This window comes from Streptomonospora sp. PA3, from assembly GCF_009728995.1.
Classification (GTDB): Bacteria; Actinomycetota; Actinomycetes; order Streptosporangiales; family Streptosporangiaceae; genus Streptomonospora.
Genome location: NZ_VTZW01000004.1, coordinates 51,284 through 63,240 on the forward strand (window position 1 = coordinate 51,284; position 11,957 = coordinate 63,240).

Genomic DNA, 11,957 nt, shown 5'->3' on the forward strand with positions numbered 1-11,957 from the left:
GTAATCCGGCGGGCGCGACGGTGTATCACCGCCGTGTCTATAGTCCAGCCAGTGTTCAAGGCCGGTGATCACGCTAGACACGTCAAGGGCTCGCGCCGGTGCTACAGCACCGCCGCAGCGCACTCTTCAAGGAGGACTCGCGCAATGAGGACGGGACTCAGGACCGGGCGACTGGCGGGCGTCACCGCGGCCGCCGCCGCAGGGGTCATCGCGCTCGCGGGCTGCGGGGTCGGCGACGCCGGCGCCGGCGGTGAGCTGACCATGGCCACGGGCAGCACCGGCGGTACCTACTACCCCCTCGGCGCCGAGCTGGCCAAGATCTGGTCGGACAACATCGAGGGCGTCAACGTCAGCACCCAGTCCAGCGGGGCGTCGGTGGAGAACATGCGCCTGCTCGACCAGGGCGAGAACGAGCTGATCATGGCGGTCAACGGGGTGGCGGCCAGCGCGGTCCAGGGCCAGGCGGACTTCAAGGAGGAGCCGCTGTCCAATCCCGGCGAGGTCCGCATGCTGGGCAACGTCTATCCCGAGGTCATGCAGATCGTCGCCACCCAGGAGTCCGGCATCGAGACGATCGAGGACCTCGAGGGCAAGCGCGTGGACATCGGCCCGCCCGGAAGCGGCACGGCCGTGGCCGCCGAGCAGATCCTCGAGGCCTACGGGATGAGCCTGGAGGACATCGAGGTCTTCAACAGCACGTTCGAGGACGCGGCCTCCAAGCTCAGCGACGGCCAGACCGACGCCGCCTTCGCGATCCTCGCGCTGCCGGCGGGCAGCATCGAGCAGGTCGCCACCACCACCGACGTGCGGCTGGTCGACATCACCGGCGACGGTCTGGAGCAGCTGACCTCCGACAACCCGAGCTACAGCCCGCTGACGATCGAGGCGGGCACCTACAGCGGCCAGGAGGAGCCGGCCGAGACGGTCACCAACTGGGCGACGCTCTACACCACGGCCGACCTGGGCGAGGACACGGCGTACAACCTGGTGAAGGAGATGTACGAGCGTGCCGGGAAGATCGGACACGACGTCGGCAGCCAGATCAAGCTGGAGACCGCGCTCGAGGGCCAGGGCCCGATCGAGCTCCACCCGGGTGCGCGGCGCTACTACGAGGAGGAGGGCGTCCTCGGGTAGCGCTCGGGCACCCCAGCAGCAGCGGTCGACGGCGGCGCGCGGGCCGGTCCTCGTGCGCCGCCGCGTGCTGCGCGCGGGCGGGGCCGTGCTGGCCGCGGGGCTGGTGGGTGCCGCCGCCGCGGGCGCACCGCCGGCGGGCCGGCGGCTGCGGCTGGTGATAACCGACGCCGAGCGGGGCCGCGTGGTGGTGTCCCAGCCGGTGGCCGTGGGCGAGCATCTGACGCTGCGCTACACCCATTCGGTGAGCAAGCGGCCGGTGGAGGAGGAGTTCTCGATCGCCGCGCCCGGTCGGCTGGCCATGGAGGAGATGCGTTTCGACACCTTCGGGGCGAACCTGCCGGTGGGGCCGGAGCACATCGGTGCGACGACCACCACGTTCCTGCGCGGGAAGGACGGCTACCGGGTGCTGCACCACGGGCGGGTGCTGGGCGAGGTGCAGTTGATGGTCAACAGCCGCCGGTCGGGGCAGGTGCTGCTGCTGCCGGGCGGGCGGCGGGTGCGGCTGCTGGACGTCGCCGAGTACGGCACTCGGCTGAAGTGGAGCGTGGAGGGCGGGCCGGGGGCCTGGCCCTGACGGCGGCGGGCGCTGCCCTGCGCACCGCGCCGCACGACGGATGAGAAGGGGATTGGCGATGACGAGCGACTCGCGGTCGGCGGCACCGCCGGGTGAGGGACCCGACTTCAGCGACATCGAGGCGCAGAAGGAGGTCGCCGAGCTCGAGCAGTACAACGTCGCCGCGGAGACGGCGGGCACCCGCCGCGACGTGCGCGCGCTGTGGCGGTGGGTGATCTTCGGTGTGGGGCTGGCGCTGAGCCTGTTCCATCTCTACACCGGCTACTTCGGCACTCTGCCGGGGCTGCAGCAGCGCTCGTTCCACCTTGCGCTGGGGCTGGGCATGGTGTTCCTGCTCTACCCGTACACCCCCCAGGAGACCCGCCGCCAGCAGTGGTACGGCTGGGCGCTGACCGCCGGCGGGATCGGCATCGTCGTCTACACGATCGTCGAGGGCATCGCCGAGTGGTACGTCCTGGCGCCGGCGGTGGCGATCCTGGGGCTGGTGCAGGCGGCGCGGTATGTGCCGCTGCGGCCGCTGGGGATCCCGGCGGCCGACGTCGTGCTCGCGCTGCTGGGCATCGGCTCGGGGCTGTACCTGTTCGTGTTCTACGAGGACATCGTGCGCACCCAGGGGGTCATCGACCCCGCGCATGTGGCGGTGGGCACGGTGGGGACCCTGCTGGTGCTGGTGGCGGCGCAGCGGACGCTGGGCGCGGCGCTGGTGCTGCTGGCCTCGCTGATGGTGGCCTACGCCTTCTTCGGCCCGATTCTGCCCGGGTTCCTGCACCACTCCGGCTACACGATCGACCGGATCGTCACCGAGCTGTTCCTGGGAACCGAGGGCGTGTTCGGCACGCCGCTGGCGATCTCCTCGACGTTCATCTTCCTGTTCCTGATCTTCGCGGCGATGCTGACCCGCACGGGGATGGAGCGCTTCTTCACCGACCTGGCACTGGGGCTGACCGGCGGCGCCACGGGCGGCACGGCCAAGGTCGGGGTGGTCACCAGCGCGTTCTCGGGCACGATCACCGGAAGCTCGGTGGCCAACACCGTCAGCAACGGCGCCTTCACCATCCCGATGATGAAGCGGTCGGGTTATCCGGCCAACTACGCCGGCGCGGTCGAGGCGGCGTCCTCCACGGGCGGGCAGATCGCGCCGCCGATCATGGGGGCGGCGGCCTTCATCATGATCGAGTTCACCGGGATCCCCTACCTGCAGATCATCCAGGCGGCGATCATCCCGGCGGTGCTGTTCTTCGTGGCTCAGTTCGTGGTGGTGCACTACGACGCCAAGCGGATGGGCATCCGGGGGATGCCGCGCAGCGTGCTGCCGAATGTGCGGCTGCTGCTGGCCACGCGCGGCTACCTGCTGGTGCCCATCATCGGGCTGTTCGCGCTGCTGTCGGTGGGCTACTCGCCGATCTATTCGGCGATGGGCGCGATCGGGCTCACCGTCGCGGTCAACCTGCTGACGCAGATCGTCATGTTCGCGCTGCGGCGCTGGCGCGGCATGGAGGACAGGCTGACGCTGTGGAGCCTGCTGGACGGGCTGGTCGACGCCGCCCGGGTGGCGCTGCCGATCATCGTGGCGTGTGCGGCCGCGGGCATCATCGCGGGCGTCATCACCCTGACCGGGCTGGGCCAGAAGCTCAGCGACGGCCTGGTGGGCGTGGCCCGGGACTTCCTGGCGCCGGCACTGCAGGCGGTCACCTTCGAGACGGTCGACCCCACCACCGGGCTGCTGGTGTGCACGCTGGTGCTGACGATGCTGGCGTGCCTGATCCTGGGCATCGGGGTGCCGACCACGGCGAACTACGTCATCACCGCGACTCTGGCGGCGCCGGCGATCATGGCGATCCTGGAGCCGGGGGTTCCGCAGAACTCCGTCGCGGTGCTGCTGATGGCGCACATGTTCGTGTACTACTTCGGTGTCCTGGCCGACATCACCCCGCCGGTGTGCCTGGCGGCGTATGCGGCCACGGGCATCTCCGGCGGCAACCCGATCATGACGGGCGTGCATTCGGTGCGGATCGCGGTGTCGGGGTTCCTGGTGCCCTACATGTTCGTGTTCTCGCCGCAGCTGCTGCTGCAGGACGTGACGTGGCTGACGGGCACGTGGGCGGTGGCGACCGCGCTGCTGGGCATCTGGCTGGTGGGCGTCGCGGTCGTGGGCTACATGCGCACGCGGCTGCACTGGTCGCTGCGCCTGCTCGTGGCGGCGGCCGGGCTGGCGATGCTGCACGCCGGCTGGGAGAGCGACGTGTTCGGGCTGGTGGCCGGTGCGGCGGTGCTGGCCTGGCAGTACCGGCCGGGCCGGGGCTCGGGTCAGGAGCGCCGCGAGGCCCCGGCGGTGCCGTAGTCCGGCGGGCCGCCGCCTCGGCCGAGGAGGGGGCGGCGGCCGTTGACCTCGACTATGGTTGAGGTTGCAGGATCGGGTCATGGCATCGACACCGCAGTCACCGATCATGTTCCGCAACACGATGCGGGTGGAACCCGGACACCGGGAGGGCTTCCGCGCCGCGGTCGAGCGGGCGGCGGCCTTCACCGAGCGGCACGCGCCGCAGCTCATGGTGGAGGTCTACTTCGACGAGGACCGCTCGCTGGCCTACAGCTTCCAGCTCTACCCGGACTCCGCGGCCGTGCTGGAGCACTGGCGGATCTCCGATCCCCACATCCGCGAGGTCATGGAGTACAGCACCGTGCTGGGACTGGACGTCTACGGCGAACCGGATGCGGCCGTGCGCGAGGGGCTGGACTCCTTCTCCCGGGAGTCGGGGGCGCCCGTGGCGTTCCATCCGCGCGTCGCCGGCTTCACCCGCTCGGCGCCCGCGCCGGCGCGCTGAGCGCCGCCGGGCCCGCACCGCCCGTCCCGGCCCGCGTCGCGAGGGCCGGGCGGCCGCCTTTTCCACGCCTTCGCCGGGGCGGACGGCGCAAGGCGGCACAGGCACTAGCCTGGGAGCCGTGAGCCAGAGTCGTACCTACCAAGTGCGGACCTACGGCTGCCAGATGAACGTCCACGACTCCGAGCGCCTCTCCGGTCTGCTGGAGGACGCGGGCTACGAGCGCGCAGCCGAGGACACCACCGCAGACGTCGTCGTATTCAACACCTGCGCGGTCCGGGAGAACGCGGACAACCGCCTCTACGGCAACCTCGGGCACCTGCGCCCGGTCAAGGACGCCCATCCCGGCATGCAGATCGCCGTGGGCGGGTGCCTGGCCCAGAAGGACCGCGGCGAGATCGTGCGCCGCGCGCCGTGGGTGGACGTGGTCTTCGGGACGCACAACATCGGCTCACTCCCGGTGCTGCTGGAGCGCGCCCGGGTGCAGCGCGAGGCGCAGGTCGAGATCGAGGAGTCGCTGGAGACCTTCCCCTCCACCCTGCCCAGCCGCCGCGAGTCGGCCTATGCCGCCTGGGTGTCGGTGTCGGTGGGCTGCAACAACACCTGCACGTTCTGCATCGTCCCGGCGCTGCGCGGCAAGGAGAAGGACCGCCGCCCCGGCGATGTGCTGGCCGAGGTGCGGGCGCTGGTCGGCGAGGGCGTCGCCGAGGTCACCCTGCTGGGGCAGAACGTCAACGCCTACGGCAGCGAGTTCGGCGACCGGCAGGCGTTCTCCAAGCTGCTGCGGGCCTGCGGCGAGATCGACGGGCTGGAGCGCGTGCGGTTCACCTCGCCGCACCCGCGCGACTTCACCGACGACGTCATCGAGGCGATGGCCGAGACCCCCAACGTGATGCCGCAGCTGCACATGCCGCTGCAGTCGGGCTCCAGCCGGGTGCTCAAGGCGATGCGGCGGTCCTACCGCCAGGAGCGCTTCCTGGGGATCGTGCGCCGGGTGCGCGAGGCCATGCCCGAAGCCGCGATCACCACCGACATCATCGTGGGCTTCCCCGGCGAGACCGAGGAGGACTTCGAGGAGACCCTGCACGTGGTGCGCGAGGCCCGCTTCGCCGCCGCGTTCACCTTCCAGTACTCCAAGCGGCCGGGCACCCCCGCCGCGGAGATGGAGGGCCAGCTGCCCAAGGAGGTCGTGCAGGAGCGCTACGAGCGGCTGGTGGCCCTGCAGGAGTCCATCTCGGCCGAAGAGAACCGCAAGCTCGTGGGCCGCGAGGTCGAGTTGCTGGTGGCCGAGGGCGAGGGCCGCAAGGACGGCGAGCGGCGCCGGCTGTCGGGGCGGGCGCCCGACAACCGGCTGGTGCACTTCGCCGTCGACGACGACACCGCCGCGGGCCTGCGTCCGGGCGACTTCGCCACCGTCGAGGTCACCTACGCCGCGCCGCACCACCTGGTGGCCGACTCCGGGGTGCGCGCGGTGCGGCGCACGCGTGCGGGCGATGCCTGGGCGGCGCGCAACGGCCGCGAGCCCGCCCAGCCGGGGGTGCTGCTGGGCATGCCCACGGTCGGCGCGCCCGAGGCGCAGCCGGCCGCCTCCGGGGGCTGCGGGATCGGCTGAGGCCCCGGCGGGCGGCCGCGGCGGGTCCGGGGCCGCCCGCCGGGTGCGCTCACTCCCCCTGGTTCAGCCGCAGCGGCAGCCGCGCGAGTCGGCGCATGCCCGGCCGCGGCATCCACTCCAGCTCGTCGGCTGCCGTGCCCAGTTCCAGGCGGGGGTAGCGCTCGAACAGGCGGGTGAACGCCACCTCCCCCTCCTGGCGGGCCAGGGCCGCGCCCAGGCAGTAGTGCACGCCGTGGCCGAACCCGGTGTGCTGCTCGCCGCGGGTCTCGTAGGTGCGGGTGATGTCGAGGCGGTCGGGGTCGGGGAAGCGGCGCGGGTCGCGGTTGGCGCCGACGATCATCGCCATGACCGGTTCGCCGCGCCGGATGAGCTGCCCGCCGAGCTCGATGTCCTCGGTGGCCCAGCGCGCCCGGGTGGCGAGGATGGGGCCGCACCAGCGCATCAGCTCGTGCACGGCCCGCGGCGCCAGATCGGCGTCGCCGCGCAGCAGCGCGAGTTGGTCGGGGTGGGTGAGCAGGGCCGCGGTCCCGTTGCCGATGAGGTTGGCGGTGGTCTCGTGGCCGGCGATCACCAGGGTGAGCACCATGGTGATGAGTTCTTTCTCGGTGAGCCGGTCGCCGTCCTCCTCGCGGACGGCGATGAGGGCGTCGATCAGGTCGTCGCCGGGAGCCTCGCGCCGGCGCGCGATCAGCTCGCGGATGTGCTCGACCATCTCGACGGTGGCGTCGCGCATCCGCTCCGGCGACTCCATGCGGACCAGGTCGGCGCCCCACCGGCGCCACAGCGGCCGGTCCTGCTCGGGCACCCCGACCATCTCGCAGATGACCGTGATGGGCAGCGGGTAGGCGAAGTGCTCGATGAGATCGACGGTGCCGTCCTCGCCGGCGCGGGCGGGCAGGGTGTCGAGGAGCCCGGAGGCGATCTCCTCGACGCGGGGGCGGAGCCGGTTGACGCGGCGCACCGTGAACGCGCGCGAGACCAGTTTGCGCAGCCGGGTGTGGTCGGGCGGGTCGGTGTCGAGGATGCTGTCGGCGAGGTAGCCGACGTAGTCCTCGGGCATGCCCAGCCGGACGAGCATGTCGGCGCGCTTGTCGGTGTCGATGCCCGGTACGGAGCGCGGGTCGTTGGCGAAGCGCGGGTCGTCCAGGACCGCGCGCACGTCGTCGTGGCGGGTGAGGATCCACATCGCGGACCCGTCGAGGTTGCGCGTGCGCGCCACGGGCCGTTCCTCGCGGAGCCGGCCGAACCCGGTGTAGGGGTCGAGGCTCAGCGCGGGGTCCATGAAGTCGACGTCGGGTGAGTCGGGTGCGGAGCCGTCGCGGGTGGAGGCGGTCACGGCTGGGCCCTCCTTCGGGCGTCAGGTCTGCTTCTGGTTGGCGATCTCTTCGCGGATGCGGGTGAGCAGCCGCTCGAACAGGGCGACGATGCGGGGGGCGGCCGCGCGGGCGCGGTCGGGGTCGTCGCCGGGCGCTTCCAGGGAGGCGCCGATGATGTGGGCGAGCATGTCGGCGTCGGCCGCGACGCGGTGCAGGGGGTCGCTGCGCAGGGACTCGGTCGCCGGTTCGGTGGCGATGTAGCCGAAGAAGATGCGGAAGTAGGCGTGCATCTGCAGTTCCAGCGGCGCGTCGGCGCGCAGGATGCCGTGGTCGTGCAGCGTCTGGAAGTACTCGGTCATCAGGGTGATCCGGGCCTGCATGAAGTCGCCGAGGTCGCGGACGCCGCTGCTGGTCAGGGAGCCGAGGGTTTCGCTGTCGCCCAAGAGCATGGCTCGGGCGATGGGGTCCTCGGCGACCATGTGGTAGTTGGTGCGCGCGAGCGCGCTGGGGCGCACCTGCTCGGGGTCGTCGCGGAAGGCGCGGATGAGGCGTTCCACCATGGCCGCCTGGACGCGCAGCAGCACGGTGAGAAACAGCAGCTCCTTGGTGTGGAAGTGCAGATAGACCGTGCCCTTGCCGATGCCGGCGCGCTTGGCGACGTCCTCGACGGTGACGCGGCGGTAGCCCCAGGAGACGAGGAGTTCGGCGGCGGCGTCGAGGATGCGTTCGGCGCGGGCGTCGCGCTCGGCGTCGTCGGTGTGCGGGGAGGTCGCGGGAGGGTCGGGCAGGGGCACGGGCTTGCTGCTCCTGGTGGTCGGGGACACTGTTCTGACTGTTTGACCGGATTAGGCATCTGGTCAAACGGTCATGGTTCGACGGTAGCACCGGCTGCCCGCGGCGCAAGGCCCTGCCGGTGCTAGGAATCCGCAAAGAGCCGCCGCGGGCGCGATAGCCTCGCCCCTGTGCTGATCTCCGCGGCCGTGTGCCCCCATCCGCCGCTGCTTGTGCCGCAGGTCGCGCAGGGGGCCGCCGCCGAGCTCGACGGGCTGCGCGCGGCCTGCGACCGGGTGCTGGCGGGGCTGGCCGCAACAGGTCCCGACGCGATCGCGGTCGTGGGGTGCGGGGACGCCGACCGGACGCATGGCCCCGGCGCCGCCGGTGGTCTGGACGGCTACGGCGTCGCGGTGCGCGTGGGGGAGGGGCCGCCCGAGCTTCCCCTGTCGCTGACGGTGGGGCGGTGGCTGTGCGAGCGCTCGGGGCTGCGGCCCAACCGCTACGTCGAGGTGGATCCGCAGGCCGGGCCGGGGCGGTGCGGCGAGCGCGGCGCGGCTCTGGCCGCTTCCGCGGGCCGGGTCGCGCTGCTGGTCATGGGCGACGGCAGCGCCCGCCGCGGCGAGCACGCGCCCGGGCCCGCCGACGAGCGCGCCCCCGGGTTCGATGCGGCGGTGGCCGAGGCGCTGGCCGCGGCCGACACCGCGGCGCTGGAGCGGGTGGATCCCGCCCTGGCCGTGGAGCTGATGGCGGGCGGCCGGGCGGCCTGGCAGGTGCTCGCGGGGGCGGCCAAGGGCGCCGGGCTGCGCGGTGAGCTGCTCGCCCACGAGGCGCCCTACGGCGTGGGCTATTTCGCGGCGCTGTGGCGGTGACCGGGCGGGGAGGCCGCGGTCAGGCCGCCTCGTCGGGTTCGACCGCGGCGAAGCGCGCGCCGAAGGGGTCGGACAGCACGCACCAGCGGCCGTAGGGGGAGTCGGCGGCGGGCCGGAGGACCCGGCCGCCCGCGCTGCGCGTGTACTCGGCCGCGGCGTCGGCGCTGCGCACCGCGAAGTAGGTGAGCCAGGCGGCGTGGTCTCGGCGGGGGCGGTCGTCGTCGCCGTAGACCCCCAGCACCGGGGAGCCCCCGCTGTAGAGGGTGACGAAGTCGAAGCCATCCACCCGCTCGGGCTCGCAGCCGAAGACCCGGACCAAAAACGCGGTGGTCGCGCGGATATCGGCGCTGGCGACCTCCGTCCACACCGGAGCCCCGGGGCCGGAGGCCTCGCAGCCGCGCAGGGTGTCCGGCTGCCACAGGCCCAGCGCCGCGCCCGTGGGGTCGCGGGCCAGGGCCATGGCGCCGAGGTCGCCGATGTCCTGGCGGGCCGCCAGCAGGCGCCCGCCGGCCTCGGTGAGGGTGCGCAGGGCGGTGTCGAGGTCGCGGGTGGACAGGAAGACCGTCCAGGCGGCGGGCTCGGCGGGGTCGGTGTCGGTGCCCCACTGCTCGCTGAGGCCGGCGACCCGGCGCGGGCCGAGGCGCGCCAGGGTGTAGGGGCGGTCGTCGAACTCCCACCCGAACAGCCCGCCGTAGAACTCCTTGGCGCGGCCCAGCTCGGGCACCGAGATCTCCATCCAGCAGGGGGCGCCCGCCGGGTACTCCACCGCAGTCGTCATGGCGGGTTCGTACCCGTGTTCGCAAACCCGCATTCGCCGCTCGGCTCCCCGGGGGCGCCGGGGACCCGAGCGGGGCGTGCTCAGCCGGTGCGGGCGGCCGCCTGGGCGGTGCGGACCAGCTCCAGTGCTCGCTCGACCAGCTCGGGGTCGTCGTGGTCGAGCCAGTGCACGCGCGGATCGCGGCGGAACCAGGACTCCTGGCGGCGGGCGAAGCGGCGGGTGGCGCGCACGGTCTCGGCGCGAGCCGCCTCCTCGTCGTACTCGCCCGCGAGGAAGCGCAGCACCTGGGCGTAGCCCAGGGCGCGCGAGGCGGTGCGTCCCTCGGCGAGCCCCTGCGCGCGCAGGGCCCGCACCTCCTCGACCAGCCCGGCGCGCCACATCCGGTCCACCCGGTCCTCGATGCGGGCGTCCAGGCGAGGACGCGGTACGTGCACCCCGATCTGCACGCACGGGTAGCGCGAGGTGTGCTCGGGCAGCGTCGCGGTGAAGGGGCGTCCGGTCAGTTCGATGACCTCCAGCGCGCGTACGATGCGCCGGCCGTTGCCGGGCAGGATGGCCCCGGCCGCCCGCGGGTCGCGCTCTGCCAGGCGCTCATGCAGAGGGGCGGGGCCGCGTTCGGCCAGTTCGGCCTCCAGCCGGGCGCGGACGGCGGGATCGGTCCCGGGGAAGTCGAGCTCGTCCAGCGCCGCGCGCACGTACAGGCCCGACCCGCCCACCAGGACGGGCGCCGCGCCGCGGCGGCGCAGGCCGTCGATGCGGGCGCGCGCCAGCTCCTGGTACTCGGCGACGTTGGCGGTGCGGGTGACGTCCCAGATGTCGAGCAGATGGTGGACGACGCCGCGGCGCTCCTGCGGGGTGAGCTTGGCGGTGCCGATGTCCATGCCGCGGTAGAGCTGCATGGAGTCGGCGTTGACGACCTCGGCGCCGCCGGAGGCGGCCCCCAGCCGCAGCGCCAGTTCCACGGCGAGGTCGGATTTCCCGGCGGCGGTGGCCCCGACCACGGCGATCACCGGGGGATACGCGCCGTCCTGCCGCCCGTCCACGGATCCGCCTCCTCGTGTGCCGCTGCCGTGCCGTGGCCGCCGGACGCGCCGGCGCCGTGGTTCCAGTGTGGCAGCGGCGGCGGCCCGCGGGTGCCGGTGCCCTGCGCCGGACCGGCCGGCCCGCGGCGGCCGGCGGGACGGAGTCCGCGCCGTTCAGCGGCACCGGCGGCCGGTGGCACCGGCTTAGGATGAGGCCCATGCGATTCGCCAAAGGGCACGGCACCGAGAACGACTTCGTGATCCTCCCCGACCCCGACGGCGCGTTGGACCTGCGCCCGGCCGCGGTGGCCGCACTGTGCGACCGCCGCGCCGGCATCGGGGCCGACGGGGTGCTGCGCGTGGTGCGCACAGCGGCCCTGGGCGAGACGCTGACCGGGCCCGCGGCCTCGGCGGCCGACTGCGAATGGTTCATGGACTACCGCAACGCCGACGGCAGCGTCGCCGAGATGTGCGGCAACGGCGTGCGGGTCTTCGCCCGCTACCTGGCCGACCGCGGCCTGGTCTCCGGCAAGGAGCTGGCGGTGGGCACCCGGGCCGGTGCGCGCCGCGTCGTGCTGGAGGACGACGGCGACGTCACGGTGGACATGGGCCGTCCCGAACTGCTGGGCGAGGGCAGCGCGGAGCTGGCCGACGGCAGGGTCGAGGGGACCCGCGTGTGGGTGGGCAACCCGCACCTGGCCTGCCGGGTGGATCGCAGCCCCGCGGAGGTGGATCTGAGCGGCCGCCCGCGCTTGGACCCGGCGCAGTTCCCCGACGGAGCCAACGTCGAGGTGTTCGCCGCGGCCGCGCCCGGGACGCTGGAGATGCGCGTCAACGAGCGCGGTTCGGGCGAGACGCGCTCCTGCGGCACCGGCATCGTCGCGGTCGCGGCGGCGGCGACTCCGCCCGGCGAGGGCGCCACCTGGCGGGTGCGCGTGCCCGGCGGCGAGTGCATCGTCTTCCTCGACGCCGAGGGCGCCCGCCTCCGCGGCCCCGCGGCCCTCGTCGCCGAGGGCGAGGTGCTGATGGGGCTGGGCGGCTGACCCCGGCCGCCCA

At 73.4% G+C, this 11,957-nt stretch carries 11 protein-coding genes; 7 read left to right on the forward strand and 4 right to left on the reverse strand.

Features of this window, described 5'->3' with window-relative positions:
* Nucleotides 1–144: 144 nt before the first annotated feature.
* The 5 genes from FZ103_RS03055 to miaB all read left to right on the forward strand — a co-directional run bounded on the left by FZ103_RS03055 (nucleotide 145) and on the right by miaB (nucleotide 6,142).
* On the forward strand, nucleotides 145–1,134 hold the full coding sequence (locus FZ103_RS03055; protein ID WP_155998732.1) for a TAXI family TRAP transporter solute-binding subunit: 990 nt from the start codon (nucleotides 145–147) through the stop codon (nucleotides 1,132–1,134).
* A gap of 64 nt (nucleotides 1,135–1,198) precedes the next feature.
* On the forward strand, nucleotides 1,199–1,708 hold the full coding sequence (locus FZ103_RS03060) for a DUF1850 domain-containing protein (RefSeq protein ID WP_343233349.1): 510 nt from the start codon (nucleotides 1,199–1,201) through the stop codon (nucleotides 1,706–1,708).
* A gap of 58 nt (nucleotides 1,709–1,766) precedes the next feature.
* Nucleotides 1,767–4,049 (forward strand): TRAP transporter permease, encoded by a 2,283-nt coding sequence (locus FZ103_RS03065; protein WP_155998733.1) that lies wholly within the window; start codon nucleotides 1,767–1,769, stop codon nucleotides 4,047–4,049.
* A gap of 79 nt (nucleotides 4,050–4,128) precedes the next feature.
* Nucleotides 4,129–4,533, forward strand: coding sequence for a Uma2 family endonuclease (locus FZ103_RS03070; RefSeq protein WP_155998734.1), 405 nt, complete (start codon nucleotides 4,129–4,131; stop codon nucleotides 4,531–4,533).
* Nucleotides 4,534–4,675: 142 nt separating this feature from the next.
* Nucleotides 4,676–6,142, forward strand: coding sequence for a tRNA (N6-isopentenyl adenosine(37)-C2)-methylthiotransferase MiaB (miaB, locus tag FZ103_RS03075; RefSeq protein ID WP_343233367.1), 1,467 nt, complete (start codon nucleotides 4,676–4,678; stop codon nucleotides 6,140–6,142).
* Between the two features lie 49 nt (nucleotides 6,143–6,191).
* Here miaB and FZ103_RS03080 read toward each other — a convergent pair whose 3' ends face one another.
* Complete coding sequence (locus FZ103_RS03080; protein WP_343233350.1) at nucleotides 6,192–7,478, reverse strand: cytochrome P450; 1,287 nt, start codon at nucleotides 7,476–7,478, stop codon at nucleotides 6,192–6,194.
* 21 nt (nucleotides 7,479–7,499) lie between these two features.
* Nucleotides 7,500–8,282 carry a TetR/AcrR family transcriptional regulator gene (locus tag FZ103_RS03085; protein ID WP_155998735.1) on the reverse strand — a complete coding sequence of 261 codons (783 nt, stop codon included), beginning with the start codon at nucleotides 8,280–8,282 and terminating at the stop codon, nucleotides 7,500–7,502.
* Between the two features lie 138 nt (nucleotides 8,283–8,420).
* Here FZ103_RS03085 and FZ103_RS03090 point away from each other — a divergent pair, with 138 nt between their 5' ends.
* The gene (locus tag FZ103_RS03090; protein WP_186355737.1) at nucleotides 8,421–9,101 is read left to right on the forward strand and encodes a hypothetical protein; all 681 of its coding nucleotides are present in this window, start codon (nucleotides 8,421–8,423) and stop codon (nucleotides 9,099–9,101) included.
* 19 nt (nucleotides 9,102–9,120) lie between these two features.
* Here the strand turns inward: FZ103_RS03090 and FZ103_RS03095 are convergent, their stop codons facing one another.
* Nucleotides 9,121–9,879: a VOC family protein gene (locus tag FZ103_RS03095; RefSeq protein ID WP_155998736.1), complete on the reverse strand. Its 759-nt coding sequence runs from the start codon at nucleotides 9,877–9,879 to the stop codon at nucleotides 9,121–9,123.
* A gap of 80 nt (nucleotides 9,880–9,959) precedes the next feature.
* A complete protein-coding gene (gene miaA / locus FZ103_RS03100; RefSeq protein ID WP_343233351.1) occupies nucleotides 9,960–10,922 on the reverse strand; it encodes a tRNA (adenosine(37)-N6)-dimethylallyltransferase MiaA in 963 nt (320 codons plus the stop codon).
* A gap of 197 nt (nucleotides 10,923–11,119) precedes the next feature.
* Between miaA and dapF the strand changes: the two genes are divergently transcribed.
* Nucleotides 11,120–11,944: a diaminopimelate epimerase gene (dapF, locus tag FZ103_RS03105; RefSeq protein ID WP_155998738.1), complete on the forward strand. Its 825-nt coding sequence runs from the start codon at nucleotides 11,120–11,122 to the stop codon at nucleotides 11,942–11,944.
* Nucleotides 11,945–11,957: the final 13 nt, after the last annotated feature.

What these genes read in the sequence shown, in the direction of transcription:
- FZ103_RS03055 (WP_155998732.1), top strand. Translation starts at nt 145, where the DNA reads ATGAGGACGGGACTCAGGACCGGGCGACTGGCGGGCGTCACCGCGGCC.
- FZ103_RS03065 (WP_155998733.1), top strand. Translation starts at nt 1,767, where the DNA reads ATGACGAGCGACTCGCGGTCGGCGGCACCGCCGGGTGAGGGACCCGAC.
- FZ103_RS03070 (WP_155998734.1), top strand. Translation starts at nt 4,129, where the DNA reads ATGGCATCGACACCGCAGTCACCGATCATGTTCCGCAACACGATGCGG.
- FZ103_RS03095 (WP_155998736.1), bottom strand. Translation starts at nt 9,879, where the DNA reads ATGACGACTGCGGTGGAGTACCCGGCGGGCGCCCCCTGCTGGATGGAG.
- dapF (WP_155998738.1), top strand. Translation starts at nt 11,120, where the DNA reads ATGCGATTCGCCAAAGGGCACGGCACCGAGAACGACTTCGTGATCCTC.